Origin of the sequence: Sphingomonas sp. HMP6, from assembly GCF_013374095.1 — a bacterium.
GTDB lineage: Bacteria > Pseudomonadota > Alphaproteobacteria > Sphingomonadales > Sphingomonadaceae > Sphingomonas.
Window position 1 is genome coordinate 2,839,597 of record NZ_AP022672.1, and the last position, 23,955, is coordinate 2,863,551.

General features: G+C 66.1%; 27 protein-coding genes. 22 read left to right on the top strand and 5 right to left on the bottom strand.

The features are described 5' to 3' along the window. The first annotated feature begins 194 nt into the window (after positions 1 to 194). The 19 genes from HMP06_RS13825 to HMP06_RS13915 all read left to right on the top strand — a co-directional run bounded on the left by HMP06_RS13825 (position 195) and on the right by HMP06_RS13915 (position 16,682). Positions 195 to 1,493 (top strand): sigma-54 interaction domain-containing protein, encoded by a 1,299-nt coding sequence (locus HMP06_RS13825; RefSeq protein ID WP_176497597.1) that lies wholly within the window; start codon positions 195 to 197, stop codon positions 1,491 to 1,493. Beyond that, positions 1,490 to 1,852, top strand: a complete 363-nt coding sequence (gene fliE, locus HMP06_RS13830; protein ID WP_176497598.1) for a flagellar hook-basal body complex protein FliE — start codon at positions 1,490 to 1,492, stop codon at positions 1,850 to 1,852. Before HMP06_RS13825 ends, fliE begins: the two co-directional genes overlap by 4 nt. A 273-nt stretch (positions 1,853 to 2,125) precedes the next feature. After that, positions 2,126 to 3,865, top strand: coding sequence for a flagellar basal-body MS-ring/collar protein FliF (gene fliF / locus HMP06_RS13835; RefSeq protein ID WP_176497599.1), 1,740 nt, complete (start codon positions 2,126 to 2,128; stop codon positions 3,863 to 3,865). Then, positions 3,862 to 4,881: a flagellar motor switch protein FliG gene (fliG, locus tag HMP06_RS13840; protein ID WP_176497600.1), complete on the top strand. Its 1,020-nt coding sequence runs from the start codon at positions 3,862 to 3,864 to the stop codon at positions 4,879 to 4,881. The genes fliF and fliG overlap by 4 nt, the downstream gene beginning before the upstream one ends. Then, complete coding sequence (locus tag HMP06_RS13845; protein ID WP_176497601.1) at positions 4,874 to 5,611, top strand: FliH/SctL family protein; 738 nt, start codon at positions 4,874 to 4,876, stop codon at positions 5,609 to 5,611. Before fliG ends, HMP06_RS13845 begins: the two co-directional genes overlap by 8 nt. A 118-nt stretch (positions 5,612 to 5,729) precedes the next feature. Beyond that, positions 5,730 to 7,058 carry a FliI/YscN family ATPase gene (locus HMP06_RS13850; protein WP_176497602.1) on the top strand — a complete coding sequence of 443 codons (1,329 nt, stop codon included), beginning with the start codon at positions 5,730 to 5,732 and terminating at the stop codon, positions 7,056 to 7,058. Continuing rightward, positions 7,051 to 7,467, top strand: a complete 417-nt coding sequence (locus tag HMP06_RS13855; RefSeq protein WP_176497603.1) for a hypothetical protein — start codon at positions 7,051 to 7,053, stop codon at positions 7,465 to 7,467. Before HMP06_RS13850 ends, HMP06_RS13855 begins: the two co-directional genes overlap by 8 nt. A gap of 41 nt (positions 7,468 to 7,508) precedes the next feature. Continuing rightward, positions 7,509 to 8,738: a flagellar hook-length control protein FliK gene (locus HMP06_RS13860; protein ID WP_176497604.1), complete on the top strand. Its 1,230-nt coding sequence runs from the start codon at positions 7,509 to 7,511 to the stop codon at positions 8,736 to 8,738. A gap of 71 nt (positions 8,739 to 8,809) precedes the next feature. After that, on the top strand, positions 8,810 to 9,358 hold the full coding sequence (locus HMP06_RS13865) for a flagellar basal body-associated FliL family protein (protein ID WP_176498556.1): 549 nt from the start codon (positions 8,810 to 8,812) through the stop codon (positions 9,356 to 9,358). Between the two features lie 3 nt (positions 9,359 to 9,361). Next, positions 9,362 to 10,357, top strand: coding sequence for a flagellar motor switch protein FliM (locus tag HMP06_RS13870; protein ID WP_176497605.1), 996 nt, complete (start codon positions 9,362 to 9,364; stop codon positions 10,355 to 10,357). Further along, positions 10,354 to 10,644, top strand: a complete 291-nt coding sequence (gene fliN / locus HMP06_RS13875) for a flagellar motor switch protein FliN (RefSeq protein WP_176497606.1) — start codon at positions 10,354 to 10,356, stop codon at positions 10,642 to 10,644. The genes HMP06_RS13870 and fliN overlap by 4 nt, the downstream gene beginning before the upstream one ends. 5 nt (positions 10,645 to 10,649) lie before the next feature. After that, entirely contained in the window at positions 10,650 to 10,910 is a 261-nt protein-coding gene (locus HMP06_RS13880; protein ID WP_176497607.1) for a flagellar biosynthetic protein FliO, read from the top strand. After that, complete coding sequence (gene fliP / locus HMP06_RS13885; protein ID WP_176497608.1) at positions 10,907 to 11,761, top strand: flagellar type III secretion system pore protein FliP; 855 nt, start codon at positions 10,907 to 10,909, stop codon at positions 11,759 to 11,761. The genes HMP06_RS13880 and fliP overlap by 4 nt, the downstream gene beginning before the upstream one ends. 125 nt (positions 11,762 to 11,886) lie before the next feature. Beyond that, on the top strand, positions 11,887 to 12,156 hold the full coding sequence (gene fliQ / locus HMP06_RS13890; protein ID WP_176497609.1) for a flagellar biosynthesis protein FliQ: 270 nt from the start codon (positions 11,887 to 11,889) through the stop codon (positions 12,154 to 12,156). Between the two features lies 1 nt (position 12,157). Next, complete coding sequence (gene fliR / locus HMP06_RS13895) at positions 12,158 to 12,949, top strand: flagellar biosynthetic protein FliR (protein ID WP_176497610.1); 792 nt, start codon at positions 12,158 to 12,160, stop codon at positions 12,947 to 12,949. Next, complete coding sequence (locus tag HMP06_RS13900; RefSeq protein ID WP_176497611.1) at positions 12,949 to 14,088, top strand: EscU/YscU/HrcU family type III secretion system export apparatus switch protein; 1,140 nt, start codon at positions 12,949 to 12,951, stop codon at positions 14,086 to 14,088. The genes fliR and HMP06_RS13900 overlap by 1 nt, the downstream gene beginning before the upstream one ends. A 55-nt stretch (positions 14,089 to 14,143) precedes the next feature. After that, positions 14,144 to 15,628 carry a flagellar filament capping protein FliD gene (fliD, locus tag HMP06_RS13905; RefSeq protein ID WP_176497612.1) on the top strand — a complete coding sequence of 495 codons (1,485 nt, stop codon included), beginning with the start codon at positions 14,144 to 14,146 and terminating at the stop codon, positions 15,626 to 15,628. Beyond that, complete coding sequence (locus HMP06_RS13910) at positions 15,625 to 16,029, top strand: flagellar export chaperone FliS (protein WP_176497613.1); 405 nt, start codon at positions 15,625 to 15,627, stop codon at positions 16,027 to 16,029. Before fliD ends, HMP06_RS13910 begins: the two co-directional genes overlap by 4 nt. A 68-nt stretch (positions 16,030 to 16,097) precedes the next feature. Continuing rightward, positions 16,098 to 16,682 carry a response regulator gene (locus tag HMP06_RS13915; protein ID WP_176497614.1) on the top strand — a complete coding sequence of 195 codons (585 nt, stop codon included), beginning with the start codon at positions 16,098 to 16,100 and terminating at the stop codon, positions 16,680 to 16,682. Between the two features lie 9 nt (positions 16,683 to 16,691). Here HMP06_RS13915 and HMP06_RS13920 read toward each other — a convergent pair whose 3' ends face one another. Genes HMP06_RS13920 through argH form a run of 5 tightly spaced genes read right to left on the bottom strand, consistent with a single transcriptional unit; the run spans position 16,692 to position 21,314 of the window. Beyond that, positions 16,692 to 17,642: a zinc transporter ZntB gene (locus tag HMP06_RS13920; RefSeq protein ID WP_176497615.1), complete on the bottom strand. Its 951-nt coding sequence runs from the start codon at positions 17,640 to 17,642 to the stop codon at positions 16,692 to 16,694. Beyond that, positions 17,639 to 18,433, bottom strand: a complete 795-nt coding sequence (locus HMP06_RS13925) for a precorrin-2 dehydrogenase/sirohydrochlorin ferrochelatase family protein (RefSeq protein WP_176497616.1) — start codon at positions 18,431 to 18,433, stop codon at positions 17,639 to 17,641. Before HMP06_RS13925 ends, HMP06_RS13920 begins: the two co-directional genes overlap by 4 nt. Next, a complete protein-coding gene (gene lysA / locus HMP06_RS13930) occupies positions 18,418 to 19,680 on the bottom strand; it encodes a diaminopimelate decarboxylase (protein WP_176497617.1) in 1,263 nt (420 codons plus the stop codon). Before lysA ends, HMP06_RS13925 begins: the two co-directional genes overlap by 16 nt. 27 nt (positions 19,681 to 19,707) lie before the next feature. Further along, positions 19,708 to 19,950, bottom strand: coding sequence for a hypothetical protein (locus HMP06_RS13935; RefSeq protein ID WP_443026486.1), 243 nt, complete (start codon positions 19,948 to 19,950; stop codon positions 19,708 to 19,710). After that, a complete protein-coding gene (gene argH, locus HMP06_RS13940; protein ID WP_176497619.1) occupies positions 19,947 to 21,314 on the bottom strand; it encodes an argininosuccinate lyase in 1,368 nt (455 codons plus the stop codon). The genes HMP06_RS13935 and argH overlap by 4 nt, the downstream gene beginning before the upstream one ends. Before the next feature lie 19 nt (positions 21,315 to 21,333). Between argH and HMP06_RS13945 the strand changes: the two genes are divergently transcribed. From HMP06_RS13945 to HMP06_RS13955, 3 genes are read left to right on the top strand one after another with little or no spacing between them, the layout of a single operon-like run. Then, a complete protein-coding gene (locus HMP06_RS13945; RefSeq protein WP_176498557.1) occupies positions 21,334 to 21,903 on the top strand; it encodes a TlpA family protein disulfide reductase in 570 nt (189 codons plus the stop codon). After that, positions 21,900 to 22,805 (top strand): ATP-grasp domain-containing protein, encoded by a 906-nt coding sequence (locus tag HMP06_RS13950; RefSeq protein ID WP_176497620.1) that lies wholly within the window; start codon positions 21,900 to 21,902, stop codon positions 22,803 to 22,805. Before HMP06_RS13945 ends, HMP06_RS13950 begins: the two co-directional genes overlap by 4 nt. Next, a complete protein-coding gene (locus tag HMP06_RS13955; protein WP_176497621.1) occupies positions 22,805 to 23,821 on the top strand; it encodes an LLM class flavin-dependent oxidoreductase in 1,017 nt (338 codons plus the stop codon). The genes HMP06_RS13950 and HMP06_RS13955 overlap by 1 nt, the downstream gene beginning before the upstream one ends. The last annotated feature ends 134 nt before the right edge of the window (positions 23,822 to 23,955 follow it).

Below are 23,955 nucleotides of genomic sequence, written 5' to 3' on the forward strand. Positions count from 1 at the left end.
GTGGTAACGACCGGCTGATCTGGAGATTAAGCACTTTTGCAAACCACGTCGGTTTTTCGCGGTTTTGCGGGCCTATTATAGCGGATTGCGGCACGCCACGCTGCCGGATGCGGAAATTCTTTGCCGCTGCGGCAGCATGTTTAACGGCTCGTTTACCAAAGATGCCGCATTCCCCGTTCGACAGGGGGAATTCCATGCGTTCGATCGTTCCATCCGCCGCCATTCTGCGCCAGCATTATCCGCTGGTATCGGCGCTTCGTGCTCAAGGTTTCGTGATCGGTGGTGGTGCCGACACCAAGGCACGCAGCGGCGACCTCTATCTGGTGGCGGAGGGGGAAACTCCGCCGGCGGCCGCGCGCACCGTCGTGATCGGATCGGACGCACGCTGCATCATTCCCTCGCGCGACGGCAGCCCGGCACGCGTTTCGTTCGGTTCCGCCGATGCCGCGGTTGGCGCTGGCTTCGTCCGCGCACTGCTCGCCGAGCCCGAAATGCCGACCGCCGCCGATCCCGAGAGCCTCGCGCTCTACGCGCTGGCCGAACGCGTCGCCGCGGCGGACATTACAGTGCTGATCAACGGCCTGACCGGCACTGGTAAGGAAGTCCTAGCCCGCGCGATCCATTTGAATTCGGCGCGCGCAACCGGGCCGTTCATCGCGATCAATTGCGCCGCCCTTCCCGAAACCATGCTCGAAGCGATGCTGTTCGGGCATCAGAAAGGTGCCTTCACCGGCGCATCCTCGGGCGGCGAAGGCTTTTTCCGTGCCGCGAACGGCGGCACGCTGCTGCTCGACGAAATCGCCGAAATGCCGCTCCAGCTTCAGGCGAAACTGCTGCGCGCGCTGCAGGAACGTGAAGTCGTGCCGATCGGCGCGACCAGCCCGCAAGCGATCGACGTCCGCGTCATCGCCTGCGCCAACCGCGATTTGCAGGACGAAGTCGCGGCCGGCCGCTTCCGCGCCGATCTTTACTATCGCCTGTCGGTGTTCCCGCTGACGACCAAGCCGCTGGCCGAGCGCCCGCAGGATATCCCTGCGCTCGCCGCGACATTGATCCTGCGCCACGCCGGCAAGCGCCAGACGATCCCGTGGCCCGACATGTCGGCGATCGATTTGCTGCTGCGCCACGATTGGCCGGGCAATGTCCGCGAGCTGGAGAATGTCGTGCAGCGCGCGCTGCTGTTTGCAGGCGGCGATACGGTTTCGGCCGAACACATCGTGTTCGATCGCCCGAGCGCGTTGCAAGCGAGCGCGGCGAATGATCAGTCGGCACCCGCGACGCCCCCCGCAACTCTGGGCAACATCGTGCAGATGCACGAATTCCAGGCGATCCGCGAAACGCTGGCGGCGTGCAACGGCAGCCGGGTCGAAACCGCGCGGCGGCTCGGTATTTCCGAGCGCACGCTGCGCTACCGCCTCGCCAAGGCGCGCGAACAGGGTGATGACATCGTGACCACCGCCAATCGGACCGCCAACCGGAGTGTATGGGCATGAGCATCGACGGAATCGGTGGTGGTGGCGGCGCGATGAGCGTCGACCGCGTGATGGCGCTCCGCGCGCAAATCCTCGAACGCAACCAGGCACTCGCGCGCGCTGGTGCAAGCGACGGGCCGGCAGCGACCCAAGCCAAGCCGTCCAGCTTCGCCGCGACGATGGAAGACGCGCTGAAGAGCGTGAACCAGGGCCAGGTCGAGGCCGGTCGCCTGTCCGAAGCCTATGAACGCGGCGAGACGATCGACATCGCGAAAGTGATGATGGCGCGTCAGCAAGCGTCGGTCGGCTTCGAGGCAACGCTGCAAGTCCGCAACAAACTCCTGTCCGCTTACAAGGACATCATGAGCATGCCGGTATAATGGGGGTGTGTCCTCATCATCTGCAGGGGCCAGCATTGCCCGGAGCGCCACACCGGCAAGGAACGGTGCGCCGTCGCGTAGCAGAGCTACGCGCAAGTGGTGTGACGCAGCCGGTGTGGCGCTCCGGGCAACCCCCGCGGGGCGGGCGCCTTTTGCCTCACGGCAGCGTTGCTCGTCGGTCACGATGGCAAACCATCGCTCCCTTCTCGCGCCTCCCCGTGAGGCAAAATCCGCTCCGTGATGGCCCCTGCAGATGATGAGGACACACCCCAAATGAGCAACGCCCTCACCCCCTCGCCGCAGTCCGGAGTCGCCGCCTTGGTGCCCGAGCGCTTCGCCAACCCCCTCAACCAGTTGCAGGGCTTGCTCGCGCAACCTGCGGTGCGGCGCAGTTTGCCGATGGTGCTGCTCGTCGGCTTGGTCGCGGCGGCGGCACTCGCCTGGATGATGATCGCCACGCCGAACCAGAAGACGCTGTTCGCGGGGCTGGCCGATGCCGACAAAGCGTCGGTGACCGCCGCGTTGCAGCAGGCCAACATCACGTCGAAGATCGATGAGGGCACCGGCGCGCTGACCGTCAACGAAGACGATTATTCGCGCGCGCGCATCCTGCTCGCCGGGCAGGGCCTGCCCAAAGCGGCACCCGGCGGCTATCAAATCCTCGATAATCTGCCGATGGGCGTGTCGCGCGCGGTGGAGGGCGAACGCTTGCGCCAGGCGCGCGAGACCGAGCTTGCCCGCTCGATCCAGGAAATCGATGCCGTGGCCGAGGCGCGCGTCCATCTCGCCACGCCTGAACAATCGGTCTTCGTGCGCGACAATGCAGCACCGTCCGCGTCGGTCATCGTCAAATTGCAGCCCGGGCGCAGCCTCGGCGACGCGCAGGTCTCCTCGATCGTCAATCTCGTCGCCTCGTCGGTCCCCGGCATGAAGCCCGAGGGCGTGACGATCGTCGATCAGATGGGCGGCTTGCTGACCAAGGGCGCGCATGAAAGCCAGCTCGGCATCGCCAGCGACGAACGCATCGCGTTTCAGCGCCGGGTCGAGGATAAATATCGCGCGCAAGTCGTGCAATTGCTCACGCCCTTGATCGGCGCGGGCAATTTCACCACCGAAGTGCAGGCCGATGTCGATCTGAACGAAACGCAGGCGACGCGCGAAAGCTATGACAAGCAAGGCGCGTTGCGGGTCGAACAGGGTAATTGGACCGGCAATGGCAATCCGGCAACGGCGGCCCCCGGCGGTATCCCCGGCGCGCTGTCGAATACCCCGCCGCCCGCCTCGACGCTGTCCGCACCACAGCCTGCAGCAACGCCGACGCCTGGTGCCACTCCGGTGGCCGGAGCGACGACACCGGGTGCGGTCGCGCCGGTCGTCGCGGCGGCAGCGGGTGCGGTCAGCGATGCGCTGAAGGCGAGCGACCAATATTCGCGGGCCTATGATCTCGGCAAGGAAGTGTCGGTCAGCCGTACCGCGCCGGGCACGATCACGCGCCTGTCGGTTGCAGTGCTGTTGCGCGATCCCGACACGGGCAAGCCGCGCGGCACGGTCGAAATCCAGCAGATCACCTCGCTGGTGCAGACCGCGGTCGGCTTCAGCCCAGGCCGTGGCGACCGCGTCACCGTGATCAGCCGCAAATTTGCTGGGGCCACCGCGCTCGATGAAAAGCAGCCCTGGTATGAAGCCGGGTGGCTGCCCGTGGTGGCGCGCAACGTGACGGCGATCGTCATTGCGTTGCTGGTGCTGTTCCTCGGCATCCGCCCGCTCGCCAAGGCGGTGCTCAAGAAGCGCGAGGAGCCTGCGCCGCAGCCCCGCGCCGCGCTCGGCCGCGATTATGTCGCCGAATCGCAAGGCGGTGGCCAGATGCCGCCCCCGCCCGGGGACCAGCCCGTCAGCATCGACGCGCTCGAAAAGACGCGCGGTTATGACGACCGGATCGGCATGGTGCGCGGCTTCACCCGCGACAATCCGGCGCGCGCTGCGCTCGCCGTACGGGATATGATCAAGTCATGAACGCTCCGACCAATTCCCTGGGCCGAACCTATACCGGCGTCGAACGCGCCGCTGTGCTGATGATGCTGGTCGGCGAGGAAGAGGCGGCTGCAATCCTGCAGAAGCTGGATCCCGAAGAAGTGCGTCAGCTCGGCAAGGCGATGTTCGCGGTTGCCGATGTCAGCGAAATCGAGGTCGAGCATGTGCTCGACGATTTCGTCGGAAAAGCCCGTGAAAGAACTGCGATCGGCTTCGACCCGCGCCCGCGGATCGAGGCGGTGATGACGCGCGCGCTGGGTCAGGAAAAGGCCGACAGCGTGCTCGCGCGGATCGTGCCGGCGCAGGAGGCGTGCCAGATCGATCTGCTCGACTGGCTCGACGCCGGGGAAATTGCCGCGATGATCGAGAAAGAGCATCCGCAAATCGCCGCGGTGCTGATCGCCAATCTCGATCCCGCGGTCGGCGCGCAAGTGCTCGAACTGATGCCCGATGCGGTGCAGCCCGACATCCTCCACCGCCTCGCGCGGCTTGGGCCGATCACGCCCGAGGCGGTCGCCACGCTGAAAACCATGCTCGCCAACCGCACCACGTCGAGCCAGACGCAGACCGGGGTCACGCTCGGCGGCACGCGCGATGCGGCCAAGATCCTGTCGAGCGGGCGCAAGGCGACCGAGCTGCGCGTCATGCCCAAATTGTTCAAGATCGACCGCGAAGTCGCCAAGGCGATCGAAGAGGCGATGTTCGTGTTCGACAATCTGCTCGAGCTCGACGACAAGAATCTCGGCACGCTGATCCGCAATATCGACAGCGACATTCTCACGCGCGCGCTGAAGGGCGTCGACGAGAGCATCCGCAGCCGTTTCCTCGGCTGCATGTCGAGCCGCGCCGCCGATGGCATTCGCGACGAGATGGAGGCGCGCGGGCCGATGAAGCTCAGCGAAGTGCTCGATGCGCAAAAGGTGATCATCCAGATCGCACGCAATCTCGCCAAGGACGGCACGATCCAAATGGGCGGCGGTGACGACGATTATGTCTGAGTTTACAGCCGGTTTTTCATCGCGGGGCCATGGCGTCGCGGAGGCGCTGCAAGCCGCGTTTGCGCCGCGTGTTGGCGGTTTTGCCGTCGCCGACCTGCGCGAACGCGCGACGCGGGGGCCCGTCCATTTCGCGCCGCAAGGGGAGGGCGAGGCCGGCCCGAAGCACTTCGCACCGGCCAACCCGGCTGTGAATCCGACCGCAGGCTGGGATCCGCTCGACGCCGCCGCGCCACAGACCAGCTTCGTCGATCCCGTCGTGGCGGCGCATGCAGCGGGATATGCCGAGGGCGTCGAGGCCGCGTTGGCGGAGATCGCCGCGACCGGGGAGCGCGACCGCGCCTTGCTCGCGTCCCTGACCGCCGCCTTGCAAGCCGACGACCGGGTTGACCGCGACGCGGTGGCGCAGCGCTTGCGGCAGACGGTGCTGTTCCTCGTCACACGGCTCGTCGGCGAAGTCGGCATTGCGCCCGATATCCTCGCACGCCGGATCGATGCTGCCGCCGAAATGCTGAGCGATGCCGCAGAATCGGCGATGCTGCGCGTTCATCCCGACGATCTTCCCTTGCTTGAGGGCACGCTGCCGCGCCAGATTTTCGCGATCGCCGATGCGCGCGTCGCGCGCGGTGCGTTCGTGCTCGAAAGCGCCTCGACGATCGTCGAGGACGGTCCGGAAGAATGGCTCGAACAATTGGCGCAAGCGATCGACCGCGTTGCGGTGCCGGGCGCATGAACGCACTCTCGACCGTTCGTGCTGAGCCTGTCGAAGCACCGTCCACCACGCGTACCGAAGCCCGTGGGGCACCTGCCCTTCGACAAACTCAGGGCGAACCGGAAGGGCATGCCCCGTCATGCTGAACCGCTTCACCGGCGACTATCTCGATTCGCTCGGCCTCCCCGATTTCACGCCGCGCCCTAAGGTATCTGGGCGGCTTGCGTCGTTCGATGGTCTGTTGATGGAGGCGGTCGGCCTCACGCTGCCGGTCGGGACCGTCTGCCAGGTCGGCGACCGCGCATCAGGCGTCGAGGCTGAGGTAATCGGTTTCCGCAATGGCCGCACACTGTTGATGAATCTCGGCGGGGCGGCGGCACTCCTTCCGCAAGCCCCCGTCCGTCCGCTCGGCGCGCCGGGCGAGGCCGAGGTCGGGCCTGCCATGCTCGGCCGCGTGGTCGATGGCGCGGGCAAGCCGATCGACGGCTTGGGACCAATTCGCGGTGCGGCGCGCTGGCCGCTTGCGGGCAAGATGCAATCGCCGCTCGATCGCGGCCGCGTGCTCAAACCGCTCGATGTCGGGGTACGCGCGATCAACGGCTTGCTCACCGTTGGTCAGGGTCAACGCATTGGCATCATGGCGGGGTCTGGCGTCGGTAAATCGGTGCTGCTCGGCATGATCGTGCGCGCGGCCGAAGCCGATGTCATCGTGATCGGCCTGATCGGCGAGCGCAGCCGCGAAGTTGCCGACTTCCTCGAAACCAAGGTCGCGGGCGAAGCACGCAAGCGCGCCGTCGTCGTCGCGGTCCCCGCCAACCATTCGCCGGTGCTGCGCATCCGTGGGGCTCTCCGCACCCACGCCATTGCCGAGGCGTTTCGTGCGCAAGGCAAGAAGGTGTTGCTGATCATGGATTCGCTCACGCGCGTCGCCCATGCCGGGCGTGAGATTGGCTTGGCGCTCGGCGAACCCGCCAGCGCGCGCGGTTACCCGCCCTCGGCAATCGCGATGCTGCCCAATCTGATCGAGCGGGCGGGCGTCGATGTCCACACCGGCGGATCGATCACCGCGATCTACACCGTGCTCGCCGATGGCGACGACGGTAACGATCCGGTGGTCGACAGCGCGCGCTCGATCCTCGACGGGCATATCGTGCTCTCGCGCCAGCTCGCCGAGCGCGGCGTATACCCTGCGATCGACATCGGCCCCTCGGTCAGCCGCGTGATGAGCGACATCGTCGGCACGCCGCATTTGAAGGCCGCGCGCGTGCTGCGGCGTCACCTCGCCACCTATGAGGAAAATCGCGATCTCGTGCTGATGGGCGCGTATCGCTCGGGTGCCGATCCGGCGATCGATGCCGCCATCGCCTGCCACCCGGCGGTGATGGAATATATCAAGCAGGATCCCGACGAAATGGTCACGCTCGATGATGCCGCGGCCGAGCTGATCGGCGTCTTCGCGGATGGCTAAATCCAAACTCGACCGCATCCTGCGCGTCCGCACCTTGCAGCTCGGACTCGTCCAGGCCGAGGAATCGCGGGCACAGGAACGCGCGGCGAGCGAGGCGATGCTCAAATCCCGGATCGCGCAGCTCGTCGCAGGGGTCTCGCCAGCGCCGGCACCCGTCGCTGCCTTCTCGCTCGTCGCTGCGGCGCATTTCCGCGAGCGCTTGCACCAATCCGCCGAAGCCGCCGAGGGGCGGCTGCGCGCGGCGCAAGCCGTCGTCGAACGTGCCGCGGAAGCAACGCGTGAGGCGCGGCGCGACCAGAGCGCGATCGAGAAGCTGATCGCCCGCGCCGAGGCCGACGCCGTGGTCAAGGCGATCCGCGCGATGGAAGCAATGCCGCCGTCGCGCAAAATCCGGCATGATCCTTGCTGAAACTCGGACGGGTGCCCGTGTTGGGCCCCGCTGGAGTTTGCATGATCGACCTGTCGTCCGCTTTGCCACCGCGTGCCCCGCCCGCGCCGCCACCCGTCGTGGTGGCCGAGGGTGCCGTGACGCCAGGGGCTCAGTTCGCACGGACGCTGGGCGCTTTTCTCGATGCCAAAGAGGCCGCGCTGGAGCCGCAAGCGGCGAACCCGCTCCTTCCCGAACGGCAAGCCGCTGCCGAACCCGGCAAGGATTTGCCTGTCGCGGGCGACGATGACTCCGCTGCGGCCGATCCGGCGGCAGAAAACCTGTGGCTGGCCGCGCTGCCGCTGCCTGCGCCGCTTCCCGCCGTGGCGACCGTGCCGACGCCCGATGGCGTGGGAAGCACGACCGCGATTGCGCCAAGCGCGCCGCCCATGACCGGCGATCAGCCCACTGCGCGCGGTGCTGTGCCGGAGACCCCGCCGCGCGAAACTCTGCCGGTTCAGGACGGTGTGACCGGGCAGATGCCCCCGGCGATTGACGCGCAACCGACGCCGCAAGCGCTGCCGCCGAAGGTGCTCGATGCGCTGTCTCCCTTGCCCCGTTCCGCAGCGAGCAGCGTTGCTTCGCAACCGATGGCCGATGTCCCGCACGTGACGCCTGACGTGTCGGTAGGAGCATCCGCCCCGGTCGATACGCCGGCGCAAGCAATCGCCGTCAGCACGCTGCCGCAGCCCGCCGGTCAGGTCTTTGCGACCGCCCGCGCGCTTGCCGGGTCGTGGCGCGATCGCACCGCGCCCGGCGAGGGACGCGACCAGATCGAGCTTCCGATGTCCTTCGCCGGTGCCGTGCCGGTCGATTTGCGCGAACGCGCGCTCGTCCACGCCGCCGCCCAGACCGCGAACCCGGCGCTCGATCTGACCGCCGATAGCGGGCTGCAGCGGATGATCGACCGGATCGAAATGCTGCGCGACACTGCCGATGCCGGCGACACGCGCGTGCGGCTCATTCCCGATGCGCTGGGCAGTATCGACGTCGCGGTGCGGCAAGAGGGCGACCGCGTCCACATCCGCTTCACCGCTGAGCACGAAGCCACGCGCGCCCTGATCGCCGAGGCGCAACCGCGCCTGACCGAACTTGCCGCTGCGCGCGGGGTGCGGATCGGCGACACCAGCGTCTCGACCGGAACCGGCGGCGGCGGCACCGCACCGCCGCCGCGCCCGGCCCGGCCACCCGCGCCTGCTTCGGCATTGGCCGATGCCACCGCGCTTTCCACCCCCGACCACCGCCTCGCCTGACATGAAGGAGCAAGACCGTGAGTGACAAGACTGCCATTGAGGACACGCCCAAGAAGAAAAAGGGCGGCGCGATGAAAATCGTGCTGATCGCCGTCGGTGCCGTGGCTGTGCTCGGCGGCGGTGCCGGCGGCGCGCTCTATGCGATGAACGCGGGGATGCTCGGCGGGCATGGCGGCGCTGCCGTTGCCGAGGGGCCGCGGCTCGTCCCCAAGGTCGAGCAGAAGCGCGCCGGATCAGGCGAGGGCGAGGGCCATGAATCGAGTGGTGGGCATAAGCCGCCGACCGGGACCGGCGGCGACAAATATGCCTCCAATTATTATGCGATGGATAAGGAGTTCACCTCCAACCTGCAGGACAGCGTGCACTTCGTCCAGATCGGCATCGCCGTCTCCACGCCGTATGACGACACCGTCATCGAGAACATCAAGACCAACGAAATCGCCGTGCGATCGTCGATCCTGATGGCGCTGGGCGACACCACCGAGGAGCAGGTTTTTACCAGCAATGGCAAGCAGATGCTGCAGCGCCGGATCGCCAAGGCGATCAACGATACGCTGAAGGAAAAGGAAGGTTTCGGGGGCGTTGGTAACGTTTACTTTACCACTTTCGTTGTTCAGTGAGGCATGGTTAACGAAGGCCTTAAGCGCAGCAGCGGCCAGTCAGCGGACGAGCGGCGGGAACGTCCCCGGCGCGCGGCGGAGCATGCCGGGCTGGGGGCGACCAATCTCAATCCGTTCGGCGATCTGCACACCGTGCAGCATCTGTCGGCACGCCTCGCACGCGGCGTGCGCGGCGTGTTTGAACCGTTGTTGCGCAAGGAAGTGCGCTGCTGGGCCGAACCGCTCGTCGTGCAGCGCCTCGCCGACTATCGCGCCGAACGCCCCGCCGGGCTGACCGCGTGGCTGCCAATGGCGATGTCGGCGGTCGGTGCGAATGGGGGAACCCTGCCGACCGGCCAGACGCTCGCCGTGCTCGACGGGCGCTTCGTTATGGAATTGCTCGACCTGTTCTTTGGCGGCACCGGCCATGCGCCGCATGATCTGCCGAGTGAATTCACGCCGGCTGCCGAAGCGATGATCGCGCAGCTCGGCACGATGCTCGCCGAACCGATACGGACGGCGTGGGAACCGCTCGCCAAGATCAGTTTCGTCCCCGGCCATGTCGAAGTGAACCCGGCGCTGATCCCCGATTTCGATACCGAGGATGCGGTCGTGGTTACGCGTTTCGGCATTGCAGCCGGCACCGCGAAGCCGGTATTTCTCGATCTCCTCTATCCCGTCGCAGCACTCAAGCCGCATGGCCCGTCGCTCACCGGCAAGGTGCACGGCAAGACCGCCGAGCCCGATCCGGCGTGGCGCAACGGCCTCACCCGCGCGGTGATGGACGTGCGCTTCGGCGTGCGCTCGGTGCTTGCCGAACCAATGGTCTCGCTCAGCATGCTGATGGAGCTGAAGCCGGGTGACGTGATTCCGATCAGCGTCGGCGGTGATGTTCCGGTGATGGTCGGCGGTGACCGGCTCGGCGCAGGCACGGTGGGCACGTCGAACGGCAAGGCCGCGATCAAGCTCACCAGTATTTCCTACGAACTGAATACCGACCTCGGGGGCAATTTCCAATGAACGACATGACGGGTGGGTTTCCGGTCGATGCGAGCCTCGCGGCCAACTTCCGGCTGCTGCAGGATGTCGACGTCAAATTGACAGTCGAGATCGGTTCGACCTCGCTCACGCTGCGCGAATTGCTCGCGCTCGGCGAATCGAGCGTGATCGAGCTCGACCGCCAGGCCAATGAATTGCTCGACGTGCTGGTCAACGGCACGCTGATCGGGCGCGGCGAAGTGGTGATGGTCGGTGACCGCTTCGGCGTGCGCATGACCGAGCTGGTTTCCCCTGAAAAGCGGGCCTGACGGCGATGATGTGGTCCTATGTCCTGAAGCTGGTCGTGCTGCTGCCGCTCGTCTGCGGCCTGATGATCGGGTGCCTCTACGCCTGGCGCAAACTTGAATCACGGATGCCGGGGCAACCCGCCAACCGGATGCTCAAGGTCAACGAAACGATGATGATCTCGCCCAGCGTCCGCCTGGCCGTGATCGATTTCGAGGGGCGCAAGCTGCTCGTCTCGGTCAGCCGCACCGGCGTCACGCTGATCGATCGCGGAAGCGACGCGGCGTGAGCGTCAAGATCGTCCGCAAGGGCTCGGGCCCGGCGCTGATCCGCCAGCCGGAGAAGCGCACCTCGCCTTGGGGCAAACTCTTCCTGGTCCTGCTCGGCATCGTCTTCGCGCTGATCGTCGCGCATCCGGCACTCGCCCAGACCGTCCCGCTCCCTGCTCCCACGCCCGGCGTCGGCGATGCGGCGGACAAGGCCTTGAAGGAACTCGGCGGCGGCGACGCGCCGATGGCGCTCAGCTTGCAGATCCTCATCGTCATGGGGCTGCTGACGATCCTGCCCGGTATTCTGTTGATGATGACCAGCTTCACGCGGATCATCATCGTGCTGGCGATCGTGCGGCAGGCGATGGGCCTGCAACAGACCCCGCCCAATCAAGTGCTGATCGGCCTGTCGCTGTTCCTGTCGTTCTTCGTGATGGCGCCGACGATCAACAAGATCAACGCAACCGCGATCCAGCCGTATGCCGAGAGCAGGATCGGCGCGACCGACATGATTAAATTGGGCGCGATCCCGCTGCACGAATTCATGGCGAAGCAGACGCGCAAAAAGGACATCACGATGTTCGCTGGAATCGCCAAGAGCGGGCCGTATCAAAAGGCGGAGGACATCCCCTTTTCGGTGCTCCTCCCGGCCTTCGTGACGAGCGAACTCAAGACCGCGTTCCAGATCGGCTTCCTGGTGTTCCTGCCCTTCATCGTGATCGACCTGGTCGTCGCGACGGTGCTGATGTCGCTCGGCATGATGATGCTGTCGCCGACGATCATTTCGATGCCGTTCAAGCTGTTGTTGTTCGTGCTGGTCGACGGATGGGCGCTGACGATGGGTTCGCTTGCCAATAGTTTCGTGAGTTAGCGGCATGGACGTCATTCCCCACCCGTTCGGGCTGAGCCTGTCGAAGCCTCCTCTCCACCCACGACCCGCTACGGTTGGCGCAATGCCCTTCGACAGGCTCAGGGCGAACGGGGGCGAGTGCTGACATGGACGCAGACTATTTCCTCACCATCGCCAATCAGACGATGTGGGTGCTGGCGCTCGCCTCCGCCCCGATCCTGATCCCGGCGCTGCTCGCCGGGCTCATCACCGGCATGATCCAGGCGGCGACCTCGATCAACGAACAGACCCTGTCGTTCGTGCCCAAGCTGATCGTCGTCGCGGTCTCGCTGCTGATTTTCGGTGGGCTCATCATCGGGCTGATCAGCGACTTCACGATCGGTATTTTCGAGCGGATCCCGGATCTGGTTCGCTGAAGTGGGCAGCGCGGCTGGCCCCCTCGGCTTCGGCCTGTCGGTCGAGCCCCAGCTTTGGGCGTTGATCTTCGTGATGGTGCGCGTCGGCGCAGCGTTCATCGCCGCCCCGGTGTTCAGCGCGGTGTCGATCCCGCTGACGGTGCGCGTCACGCTGTCAGGCGCGATCGGCGTGCTGGTGCTCGCCGTCCATCCGGTGACCCCGCCCGAACATGTCTTCGCCTTCAACACCTTCCTCGCGGTGGCGGCCGAGGCGCTGGTCGGCTTCGCGATGGGCTTCATCCTGCAGATCGCCTTTGCAGCACCGATGATCGCGAGCGAAGTGATCGGCACGTCGATGGGGATCGGCTTCGCCTCGGCGATCGATCCGCAGAACGGCCGCTCGACCCCGGCGCTCGGGCAATTCTTCTCGATGATGCTCACGCTGCTGTTCCTCAGCGTCAACGGCCATCTGATCCTCGTCGAGATGATTGTGAAAAGCTATGATGCGCTGCCGCCGGGTGGCGCGTGGCTTAAGCCGCAACAGCTCGAAAACATCGCGTTCTTCGGCGGATACACCTTTCTCGCTGGGCTGCTGCTCGCGCTGCCGGTCGGATTCCTGCTGCTGTGCCTCAATCTGATCGTCGGGATGATCTCGCGTTCGGCCCCGTCGCTCAACCTGTTCGCGGTCGGCCTGCCCGCCAGCCTCGCGGTCGGCGTCGTCGCGCTTGCGCTCGGCTTCCCGGCGATGGGCGATTATCTGCTCGTCATCATCGATGAGGCGCTCGCCGCCACGCAAAGCCTAGTGCTAGGCTGATGTCAGAGGATTTCGGCGAAAAAACAGAAGCACCAACCGCAAAGCGCAAACGCGACGCGGCCGAACAAGGTGACATTCTCAAATCGCGCGAATTCGCGACGGCGCTGGTGATCCTGGCGGGCTGTGGCTGGCTTGGTGTGATGGGGCCTAGCCTCGTTGGGGCCTGCAAGGAGGTGATGGCGTCGAGCTTCGCCTTCGATCACCGCGACGTGGAGGATTTCTCGCCCTTCCGCGCGCTCGCGCAAAGCGGGTGGAAGCTCGCCCCGGCGCTCGGTTCGTTGCTGGTGGTGACTTTCGTAGCAGCGATTCTCAGCCAGGCCGGGCTCGGGCATCTCGGCTTCAACGGCTCCTTGCTCGCGCCCAAGGCATCGCGGATCAATCCGGGGTCGGGGCTGAAACGCATTTTCGGGCCGCAAGGCTGGATCGAGCTTGGCAAATCGTTGCTCAAGGTCGTGCTGCTTGGCAGCATCGGCTGGTACATGCTGGGGCAAGTGGCGCGCAGCACGATCGGCCTCGCCTCGACCAATATCGGCACCGCGGTTGGTTCGCTCGGCGGCACCTTCATGGGCGTCTTGTTCACGATGGCGTTCGGGTTGGTGATCATCGCTGGCATCGATGTGCCGATCCAGATCATCCAGTTGCTGCGCAAGCTGCGCATGTCGAAACAGGCGATCAAGGACGAGAATAAGGAAACCGAAGGATCGCCCGAGGCGAAGGGCGCGATGCGGCAGCGTCAGCGCGAGATGGCGACGCGCAACATGCGCAAGGCGGTCAGCGAGGCGCATGTCATCCTCACCAACCCGACGCATTTTGCGGTCGCGCTGCGCTATGATCGGGGGAAAGACCAGGTGCCGGTGGTCGTCGCCAAGGGGCGCGGCGTCATCGCGCTGGCGATCCGCGAACTGGGCGCGGAAAACCGCGTGCCTGTGCTCGAATATCCCTCGCTCGCCCGCGCCGTCTATTACACCAGCCGCGAGGGGCAGGAGGTCCGCGACGATCTGTACGTTGCGCTCGCGACGATCCTCGCCTTCGTCTTCGGGCTCAACGCCGAGGCAGGCGGTACGCCCGCGACCACGCCGCCGCCGGTGCTGGTGCCGCCGACCGCGCGTTTCGACGAAAATGGCGTGAAGGAATCCTAAAGATGCGCGGGTTTCGGTCGTTCTATCATCTGAGTTTTGTAACGGGATCAAAGCCATGGTGACGACCAGCGCGACGGGGACCAATCTCGGCCAGTCGATCCTGACCGCGTCGAACGCCGGATCGGGCGTGGATACCGCATCGCTGGTATCGTCGCTGGTGCAGGCGCAATTCGCCGCCAAGAATGCCGCGCTGACCAAGCAGGAAAACACCCTCACCGCGCAAATTTCGTCGGTCGCCAAGGTCCAAAGCGGGATCACCGGCTTTGCGGCGGGTCTGAAGAGCCTGGTCAAGGGCGGCAGCCTCGTCACGCAACCGACCAGTTCGGATTCCGCTGTGCTGACCGCAAGCGCCTTGCCCGGCGCGAAATTATCAGGCCTGTCGGCCTCGATTGAGGTCACGCGCCTCGCCACACCGCAAATCGCGACGACCGCGACGCCCTTCGCCAGCCGCACGACGACCATCGGCACCGGCACGCTGACGCTGACCTTCGGCACCGGCACGGTTAGCAATGGCGCGCTCACCGGCTTTACGGCAGGACCCGCTTCGGCGATCGAAATTCCGATCGACAGCAGCAATCAAACGCTCGACGGCGTCGCCAAGGCGATCAACGCCAAAGCGGCCGGCGTAACCGCAAGCGTCGTCACCGATGCCGACGGCACCGCGCGCCTGACGTTGAAAGGCGCGACCGGCAGCGTCCAGGCCTTCACGCTGAGCGGCGACACCCCGGGCCTCGCGCAACTGAACGTCGGCGTCGGCGAAGGCGCGACCGCGATCGGCAGCGCCGCGCAGAATGCCCAGCTGAAGCTCGACGGCGTCGCGGTCGAGCGTGCGAGCAATACCGTGACCGACTTGATCGACGGCGTGAAGCTCAACCTTGCCAGTGCTGCGGTCGGCAAGACCGTGACGCTCGGCAGCAGCACGCCGACCGCCGGTCTTTCGCAGGCGGTGACCGATTTTGTCGATACCTTCAATCAGCTCCAGGCGATCCTGAAGAGCGAAACCGATTCGGCAACTGGCCCGTTACGCAAGGATTATAACGCGACCGGTCTATCGCGTGCGCTGCGCGGGCTGACATTGACCACGCTTACGACCAACGCCGCCGCGGGCGCCCCCACCAACCTTTCGGCGATCGGCGTGTCGACCAACCGTGACGGGACGCTGAGCGTCGATTCGGCCAGGCTCGCCGCGGTGCTTGCCAGCAATCCCGACGGGGTCGAGGCGTTGTTCGCCGATGGCACCGGCGCAAGCGGCGGCGGGATCGCGGCGGCACTCGACGCGATCTCGACGGCGGCGGTCGACAAGGCGGTGACCGTCAACGGCAAGACCGAACGCATCGGCCTGGTCGGCAGTGCCGCGCTTTACACCGCTGCCAAGACGCGCGTGACCGATTCGGAGGCCAAGGTTGCGACCGACACAACGGCGTATCAAGAGCGCCTGACCAAGCAATATGCCGCCTCCGACGCGCGCGTTGCCGCCTATAAAGCGAGCCAGACCGCGCTGACGAACCAGATCGCCCAGTGGAACAAGAGCAGCGCGTGACCGCCGCCTATGCCACGGCGTTCGGCCGCAACCCGGAGGCGACCTATCGCCAGATCGAGCTCGGCGGGCAGACCGCCGAGGCCGATGGCCCGGCGCTGGTACAATTGCTCTATGACGAAGCGATCCGCGCGCTGCGCGGGGCGGCATGGGCCGCCGAAAACGGCAATTATGCGATGAAGAGCGACAAGGTGACGCGCGCGACGGCGATCCTCTTCGCGCTCGAGGCGGGGCTCGATTTCGAAGCGGGTGGCAGCGTCGCCCCGGCGCTCGCCAATCTCTACGCCGGCGCGCGCCAGACGGTGGTCAATGCGAGCATCGGCAACGATCCGCGCCCGTTTCGCGAGGTGGCAGCGACGCTTGACGAGATCGGCCAGGCGTGGCGCGCGGTCCGCGCCGGGTAGCCGGCTGAAAAAAAGAGTTTCCGCGTCGTTAACCAAATTGTGACGTCGCGGGGTCTAGAGTGCGCGGCATGCGTGATCTTCCTCCTCCCGACCCGACCACACCGCGCCGCGCGCTCGGCACCATCCTCGTGGTCGATGACAGCCGTACCAATCTCACCGTGCTCGGGCGGCGGCTCGGGCATCTCGGCTATCTTACGGTGCTCAGCGACAATGGCGCCGAGGCGCTCGATCTCATCGCCGCGCGCGGGTTCGATCTGGTGCTGCTCGATATGGTGATGCCGCGTCTGGCGGGCGTGCAAGTGCTGCGCGAACTCCGCAGTAACCGCGATACGATCGATTTGCCCGTGATCATGCTGACCGGGCGCAGCGATCCCGCGGCCGCAGTCGAGGCGTTGGCCGCCGGGGCGGACGATCATGTCGCCAAGCCGTTCGATTTCGACGTGCTCGCCGCGCGCATCGCGCGGACGCTGGCGCGCGCGCGCCGGATCGCTGAGCTGAAACGGTCGAACGCCAATCTCGACGCCCGCATCGCCGCGCGTGCGGTGGAATTAGGCGAAGCCAAGACGCAACTCGCCGCCACCCGCGCTGACCGGCAGCGGCTCGTCGCCTCGATCCAGGCGCTGAGCGACGAGGTCGAACGGCTCAGCCGCTAGGCTAAAGCATCAACCGAACCAGCGCCGCACGCTGAAGTATCCGACGATGCCGACCGATACTGCAATGCAGATACCGCCGATCACGTCGAACGCCCATGGCTCCTTGGCAAACGGCAGGCCCTCCACGTTCATGCCGTACAGCCCGGTCAGGAACGTCAGTGGCAGGAAGATCAGAGCGACGATCGAAATCAGCAGCGAGCGCGAATCGATCTGCTCGGCGCGCAAATCGGTCAGCGCTTCGTGCATCAGCGCCGATCTTTCGCGGATCGCCTCAAGCTCCTCCGCCATTCGCGCCGCACGGTCGGCGGCGGAATTGAGGTGGAGCCGGTCGTCGTCGTGCAGCCACGCGCACGGCAGCGACGCGAGCTTTTCGAGTGCGGCGCGCTGCGGTTGCAGGAAGCGGCGATAGCCGATCGCGGCAACCCGCACCTTGGTCACGCCGCGACGCAGTTCGAACACTTTGTCGGCCGCAAGCTCGGCTTCGCAATCGTCGAGCCGATCGCCCAGATCGGCGACTTCGGGGTCGAGTTCCTCGGTGATCGCGCTCGCGAATTCCGCGATCAGATCGCCGGGATCGCGCACCATGCCGCCCTCGACCAGTTTGACGACATCGTCGATCGCGGTGACCGAGCGCCGCGCGACCGAAATCACCCGCCCCGCCGTCGCCCAGACGCGCAGCGACGCGAGCGGGTCGGACATCGTCATTTCTTCATTGGAGCGCCCGCGCAGATTAAGGAGCGCGCCGTCGCCCAGCGCATCGCAGCGTGGCCGCGATTCGGTGGTGGTCAGCGCATCGAGGACGTAATCCGGGGCCTGCGCCACGTCCCTCAGCCATTGCTGTGCGTGTTCGTTATTGGTCGTGAGATGCACCCAGATCAGGTCGGCCGGTGCCTCAAGCGCGCGTACAATGTCGAGCCGTTCGGCTTTCCCTTCCGCGACGCGATATGCAAAGCCGCTCATGCCCACTCCATCCAGACCGTAAGCCCCGCTTCCCCCGCCGCCGGTGGGCTATTCGAAGCGATCCGAACCGCATCGGCGCGCGCGCGGTCGAGGATCGCGGGCGGGATGCTGGCTAAATGATAGATGCGGTCGGCGAGCGCCAGCGCGCGCGCCGCACCCAGTGTAAGATCGTCGGGATCGGCCGACCGCAACCGCACCGTGACGTGGCGATTGGATGGTGCCTCGGGGGTCGTAAGCCAGGTCCCGACCGCTTCGGCTGTGGCCCGCAGTGGATCGAGCGCGCCGCCCTGCGCAAAGGCTGCACCCAGCGCGCGACGGCGGTCATCGAGCACCGGGTATGCAAGCCGGATCGCGGCGCGTAGGCCATAGAGCCGTTCGGTCAGCGGCCCGAGCGTCGCGGGCAGCATCGCCTCCAATCGTTGGCGCAGCGCCGCCGCAAGCCCGGCCGACGCCCCGCCGGTGCCGATCGCGACGATTACCGGGCTGCGATCGATGATCGCGGGCAAAGTGAAATCGCAGTGCTCGGGCCGGTCGACCGCATTGACCAGCACGCCGCGCGCCTTCAGCCGCGCGATCGCCGCCAGCGCTTCGGCGTCATCCTCGATCGCGACGATCGCGAGCGCTGCCTCCGCCGCTTCGCCGACGATCGCCGCGCCCGCGCGTTCCAGCAACCGCCGCTTGGCCGCTGCCGGCTCGCCCTCACCCAGCAGGATCACCGCTCGTCCAGCCATGCGCACGAACAGGGGCAAGCTGTGCAGAGCAGGTTGGGGGAGACTCACCCCTTGAGCCATTCCGGGATGCGCTCGGCGGCGAGGATCGTCTCGGGCAGGATGCGGTCGGCCACCACGGCAAAGCGGTCGCCGTCGACCAGTACTTCGGGCACCAGGGCACGGCTGTTATAGGTCGAGGCCATCGTCGCGCCGTAAGCGCCCGCAGTGCGGAAGATGGCGAGGTCGCCGCGCGCGACCGCATCGATCTCGCGTCCCATCGCGAAGGTGTCGCCGCTTTCGCATACCGGTCCCGCGATATTGGCGGTCATGCGTGCGCCGCTCGGGCGAACCGCTGCGAAATCATGCCACGCATCATACAAAGCAGGCCGCGCCAGATCGTTCATCGCGGCATCGACGATGACATAGGGGTTGGTGACGCCGGGCTTGACCCAGATCACCTTGGTCAACAACACCCCGGCATTGCCCGCGATCACGCGGCCGGGCTCGAACATCAATCGCACGCCCCAGCCGCGCGTCACGCGCGCGACCATCGCGCCCAGTTCGGCCGGGCTGGGGAAGACCTCGCCGGCGCGGTACGGCACGCCCAGGCCACCGCCGAGATCGACACGTTCGATCGGCAATCCCATGCCGCGAATCTCCGCGACCAGTTCGCCGACGCGGGTATATGCGGCTTCGAGCGGTGCGAGGTCGCTCAACTGGCTGCCGATATGGATCGCAACGCCACGCATCGCGAGCCCCGGGAGCGCCGCAAGCCGCGCGAAGATGGCAGGGGCCTGGTCGATCGCCACGCCGAACTTGTTCTCGCGCTTGCCGGTCGAGATCTTGGCGTGGGTGCCGGCATCGACATCGGGGTTCACACGCAGCACGGCGTCCGCGACCATCCCCTTCGCCGCCGCGAGCGCGGCCAGCACGACCCCTTCTTCCTCCAGCTCGAGGTTGAATTGCCCCAGGCCGACATCGAGTGCGGTCGAGAGTTCGGCTTCGGTCTTGCCGACGCCCGAAAATACCACGTCTGCCGCCGGGATGCCGGCCGCCAGCGCGCGCGCAAGCTCCCCGCCCGATACGACATCGGCACCGTACCCGGCCTTGGCCAGCACCCGCAGTACCGCGAGATTGGGATTGGCCTTGATCGCATATGCGAGATGAACGTCGCCCGCCGCCGACAAGCCTTCGCGAAAGGCGCGGGCATGCTGTTCGAACATGGCGGTGGAATAGACGTAGACGGGCGTGCCGACTTGCTCGGCAATCACCGACAACGGCACGCCCTCGCAGTGCATTACGCCGTCGATCAGCGAAAAGTGATCCATGATGTCAGCCTGGAATTGAAGGAAAAATCAATTGGGGGGCGGCAGATTGAACTCGTCGCCGCGGCGCTCTTGCGACCGTCGGAGCAATTCGTCGCTGCGCGCGGGGCGGGCCTGGTCGCTCGGTTTGAGCAAGTCGGCCGGGGTCGGCGTGGCCGTTGCGCCATACGGCGCGACCGGCAACGCTTCGCCCTTGGCCGGTTTCAAATTGGTCGCGGCGCCACAGCCGGCCAGCAGCAGGATCGATCCGAACAGGAGCAAAGCGCGCATCATCTCTCTCCTTCGCGCGCGGCGGCAATTGCCGCGCGCACGCGCACCGGGGCGGTGCCGCCGAAGCTCGTCCGGCTCGCGACCGAGGCATCGACCGACAGCACGCCGTAAACCCGTTCGTCGATCCGCGCATCGATCGCCTGCAAATCGGCGAGCGGCACCGCATCGAGCGTGACGCCCAGCGCCTCGGCACGAGCGACTGCGCGCCCGGTGATGTGATGCGCCTCGCGGAACGGCACGCCTGCTTCGCGCACCAGCCAATCCGCGAGATCGGTCGCGGTGGCAAAGCCCGCCTCGGCCAGGCCCCGCATCCGATCGGTCCGGAAGGTCGCGCTTGCGACCATGCCCGTCATCGCGGCGACGCTCAGGCCAAGCAGGTCGTGCGCTTCGAACACCGGCGGCTTATCGTCCTGCATGTCCTTTGAATAAGCCAGTGGCAGCCCCTTCATCGTCACCATCAGCGCGGTCATGCACCCAAGGATGCGCCCGGCATGCCCGCGCACCAGCTCGGCGGCATCGGGATTGCGCTTCTGCGGCATGATCGAGCTGCCGGTCGACCATTGATCGCTCAACGCCACGAAGCCGAACGGCTGCGACGCCCACAGCACGAATTCCTCGGCGAGGCGGCTAAGGTGGAGCGAACATTGCGTCGCGCAGGTCAGATACTCGATCGCGAAGTCGCGGTCGGACACGCCATCGAGCGAATTGCGCGTCGGCCCGTCGAAACCAAGCGCCGCGGCGGTCATCTCCCGATCGATCGGGAAACCTGTCCCGGCAAGCGCCGCCGAGCCGAGCGGGCACAAATTCATCCGCGCCCGCGCATCGGCAAAACGGCTGCGGTCGCGCAGCATCATCTCGTGATACGCCATCAGATGATGGCCGAGCGTCACCGGCTGCGCGCTTTGCAGATGCGTGAAGCCCGGCATCACGCTGTCGGCATGCTCTTCCGCGCGGGTCAGCAACGCTGCCTGGAAAGCGCCCAGCGCGGCATCGACCTCGTCGATGGCATCGCGCACCCACAATTTGAAATCGGTCGCGACCTGATCGTTGCGCGATCGTGCGGTATGCAGCCGCCCGGCGACCGGGCCGATCGCCTCGGCCAGCCGCGCTTCGGACTGCATATGAATGTCTTCGAGCGCCATGTCCTCGGCCACGCCATACGCTGCATAGTGCGCGGCGACCGTCTCGAGTCCGGCCGAAATCGTCGCGGCATCCTCGGCCGAGACGATCCCGGTCGCGCCCAGCATCGCGACATGCGCCTTGGATCCGGCGATGTCCTGCCGCCACAGCCGCTTGTCGAACGGGATCGAGGCATTTATCGCACGCATTACCGCTGCCGGCCCTTCGGCGAAGCGGCCACCCCACATCGCATTGGATGCGCCCGTGATGTCTTTCCGTTCGGTAATCGCTTTTGTCCTGCCGCTCGCCCTGGCCATGGGTCTTCTGGCCGGGTGCGATAAGCAAGTCTCGTCGAACGAGCAAGCGGCGGTCCCCGCCCCGTCTGCGCCGGTCGCACCGTCTGGCCCGACCGAAGGCAAGATCGACCGCAGTCACAAAGGCGAAGCTGCGCCGAAATTGACCTTCGAAGGGCCAGACGGCAAGCCGACCAAGCTCGCCAACTTCGTGGGCAAGCCGGTGCTGGTCAATTTGTGGGCCACATGGTGCGGCCCGTGCGTCAAGGAAATGCCGACGCTCGATGCCGCGGCGGCGACCATTCCTGTCGTCGCGATCAGCCAGGATAAGGATCGCCCGACGATCACCGCCTTCTTCGCCAAGCAGAAACTGGCCCGACTCCAGCCCTATCTCGATAAGGACCTCGGCTTCAGCATCGCCTATAATGCCAGCCTGCCGATGAGCATTCTGTTCGATTCGTCGGGGAAGGAAGTCTGGCGCTCGAGCGGTGGGATGGACTGGACCGGTGCCGCCGCCAAGTCGGCCCTCGCCGAAGCGAAGTGACCGATCTTGCGATTCTGTACGAACACCCGGCCTGGTTCACGCCGCTGTTCGCATCCCTCGACCGGCGCGGCGTCGATTATGTCGCGCTGACGCCAGACGGACATTTCGATCCGGCCGACATGACGCCCCCGGCGCGCGTGGTATTCAACCGCATTGCCATGTCGAGCTTCCTGCGCTCGGCCGAGCATCCGATCTTTCATGCTACTGCCATGCTCGATCATTGGCGGCGCGGTGGGGCGCGGATCGTCAACGGCGCGCACGTGCTGGCGATCGATTCGTCCAAGGCGCGGCAACTCTCGCTGATCGCATCGCTCGGCCTCGCCATCCCGGCGACACGCGTCGTGCACCGCGCCGAGGATGTCGTCGCGGCCGCCCAAGCGATCGGCTTCCCGCTGGTGGTGAAGGCCAATATCGGCGGATCGGGCGCGGGGATCGTCCGCGCCGATAACCTCTCCGAACTGCGCTATCTGGTCGATTCGGGTGAATTGCCGTCGAGCGTCGATGGCGTGCTGCTGGTGCAGGATTATGTCCCCGCGCGCGGCGGCACGGTCACGCGGATCGAGACGCTCGACCGCACATTCCTCTATGCGCTCGATATTCAGGGTGGCGGTGCGTTCGATCTGTGCCCGGCGGATGCGTGCGTCGATGAAAGCGCGCCGATCCCGATGGTTGCGACCGACCCCGGCCCCGCGCTCCGCGATGCCGCCGAAGCGATCGCGCGCGCCGTCGATCTGGATGTCGGCGGGATCGAGGTGATGATCGACGATCGCGACGGCATTCCGCGCTTCTATGACATCAATGCGCTCTCCAATTTCGTCGCAAAGCCAGTGGACGTGCTCGGCTACGACCCGCACGACGCCCTGGTCGACTATCTCATCGCCCGGATCGAGGAAGCAGGCTGATGCGCTATGGGTTCTGGATGCCGGTGTTCGGCGGCTGGCTGCGCAATGTGCCCGATGAGGGGATGGAGGCGAGCTGGGACTATGCCAAGCGCCTGACGCAGCGGGCCGAGAAGATCGGCTATGACCTGACGCTAATCGCCGAGCTGAACCTCAACGATATAAAGGGAATAGAGCAGCCGACGCTCGACGCCTGGTCGACCGCCGCCGCGCTTGCTGCGGTAACCGAGACGATCGAGCTGATGGTCGCGGTGCGCCCCAATTTTCACCACCCGGCGTTGTTCGCGAAGGCGGCGGCGAATATCGACCGGATCGCGAACGGGCGGCTCGCGCTCAACGTCGTCTCGTCCTGGTGGGCCGATGAGGCCAAGCAATATGGCCTGCAATTCGATCAGCATGACGATCGCTATGCCCGGACCGAGGAATGGTTGCAGGTCGTCGATGGGTTGTGGACCGAAGAGCGGTTCGATTTCACCGGTGATTTCTACCGGACCGAAGGCGCGATCTGCGCCCCCAAACCGGCGCGCAAGCCGGTCGTCTATGCCGGCGGCGAAAGCGAAAAGGCCAAGGCGATGATTGCCGCGCGCTGCGACGCTTACGTCATGCACGGCGATCCAGTCGAAGCGGTCGCGCCCAAGATCGCCGACATGGCCGCGCGCCGCGAAGCCGCGGGTGGGGCGCCGATGCACTACGGCATGGCCGCCTATGCCATCGTGCGTGACAGCGAGGCCGAGGCGCAGCGCGAGTTGGCGCGGATCACCAGCGTGACCGAATTACCGGCTGGCTATGCCAATTTCGACCAATGGCTGTCGGGTACGCAATTGGAACGCGAGATGAAGATCGCGGAATATTCGGTCTCCAACCGTGGCCTCCGCCCTAATCTGGTCGGCACGCCCGAACAGCTACGCGAGCGCATCGCCGAATATGAAGCGGCCGGGCTCGACCTGTTGCTGCTGCAGATGAGCCCGCAGGAAGAGGAAATGGAACGCTTTGCAGCCCAGGTGATCGGCACGGTCTAAGGATTGAGCGTCCGACACCCCATCCCGTTCGCCCTGAGCTTGTCGAAGGGCTGCGTGCCACACGGTTTGTTGCACGCTGGGCTTCGACAGGCTCAGCCCGAACGGGATTGGAATATACGCGTGGCGGGCCTGCG

What these genes read in the sequence shown, in the direction of transcription:
- HMP06_RS13825 (WP_176497597.1), top strand. Translation starts at nt 195, where the DNA reads ATGCGTTCGATCGTTCCATCCGCCGCCATTCTGCGCCAGCATTATCCG.
- fliE (WP_176497598.1), top strand. Translation starts at nt 1,490, where the DNA reads ATGAGCATCGACGGAATCGGTGGTGGTGGCGGCGCGATGAGCGTCGAC.
- fliF (WP_176497599.1), top strand. Translation starts at nt 2,126, where the DNA reads ATGAGCAACGCCCTCACCCCCTCGCCGCAGTCCGGAGTCGCCGCCTTG.
- fliG (WP_176497600.1), top strand. Translation starts at nt 3,862, where the DNA reads ATGAACGCTCCGACCAATTCCCTGGGCCGAACCTATACCGGCGTCGAA.
- HMP06_RS13845 (WP_176497601.1), top strand. Translation starts at nt 4,874, where the DNA reads ATGTCTGAGTTTACAGCCGGTTTTTCATCGCGGGGCCATGGCGTCGCG.
- HMP06_RS13850 (WP_176497602.1), top strand. Translation starts at nt 5,730, where the DNA reads ATGCTGAACCGCTTCACCGGCGACTATCTCGATTCGCTCGGCCTCCCC.
- HMP06_RS13855 (WP_176497603.1), top strand. Translation starts at nt 7,051, where the DNA reads ATGGCTAAATCCAAACTCGACCGCATCCTGCGCGTCCGCACCTTGCAG.
- HMP06_RS13860 (WP_176497604.1), top strand. Translation starts at nt 7,509, where the DNA reads ATGATCGACCTGTCGTCCGCTTTGCCACCGCGTGCCCCGCCCGCGCCG.
- HMP06_RS13865 (WP_176498556.1), top strand. Translation starts at nt 8,810, where the DNA reads ATGAAAATCGTGCTGATCGCCGTCGGTGCCGTGGCTGTGCTCGGCGGC.
- HMP06_RS13870 (WP_176497605.1), top strand. Translation starts at nt 9,362, where the DNA reads ATGGTTAACGAAGGCCTTAAGCGCAGCAGCGGCCAGTCAGCGGACGAG.
- fliN (WP_176497606.1), top strand. Translation starts at nt 10,354, where the DNA reads ATGAACGACATGACGGGTGGGTTTCCGGTCGATGCGAGCCTCGCGGCC.
- HMP06_RS13880 (WP_176497607.1), top strand. Translation starts at nt 10,650, where the DNA reads ATGATGTGGTCCTATGTCCTGAAGCTGGTCGTGCTGCTGCCGCTCGTC.
- fliQ (WP_176497609.1), top strand. Translation starts at nt 11,887, where the DNA reads ATGGACGCAGACTATTTCCTCACCATCGCCAATCAGACGATGTGGGTG.
- HMP06_RS13900 (WP_176497611.1), top strand. Translation starts at nt 12,949, where the DNA reads ATGTCAGAGGATTTCGGCGAAAAAACAGAAGCACCAACCGCAAAGCGC.
- fliD (WP_176497612.1), top strand. Translation starts at nt 14,144, where the DNA reads ATGGTGACGACCAGCGCGACGGGGACCAATCTCGGCCAGTCGATCCTG.
- HMP06_RS13915 (WP_176497614.1), top strand. Translation starts at nt 16,098, where the DNA reads ATGCGTGATCTTCCTCCTCCCGACCCGACCACACCGCGCCGCGCGCTC.
- HMP06_RS13920 (WP_176497615.1), bottom strand. Translation starts at nt 17,642, where the DNA reads ATGAGCGGCTTTGCATATCGCGTCGCGGAAGGGAAAGCCGAACGGCTC.
- HMP06_RS13925 (WP_176497616.1), bottom strand. Translation starts at nt 18,433, where the DNA reads ATGGCTCAAGGGGTGAGTCTCCCCCAACCTGCTCTGCACAGCTTGCCC.
- lysA (WP_176497617.1), bottom strand. Translation starts at nt 19,680, where the DNA reads ATGGATCACTTTTCGCTGATCGACGGCGTAATGCACTGCGAGGGCGTG.
- HMP06_RS13935 (WP_443026486.1), bottom strand. Translation starts at nt 19,950, where the DNA reads ATGATGCGCGCTTTGCTCCTGTTCGGATCGATCCTGCTGCTGGCCGGC.
- argH (WP_176497619.1), bottom strand. Translation starts at nt 21,314, where the DNA reads ATGTGGGGTGGCCGCTTCGCCGAAGGGCCGGCAGCGGTAATGCGTGCG.
- HMP06_RS13945 (WP_176498557.1), top strand. Translation starts at nt 21,334, where the DNA reads ATGTCTTTCCGTTCGGTAATCGCTTTTGTCCTGCCGCTCGCCCTGGCC.
- HMP06_RS13955 (WP_176497621.1), top strand. Translation starts at nt 22,805, where the DNA reads ATGCGCTATGGGTTCTGGATGCCGGTGTTCGGCGGCTGGCTGCGCAAT.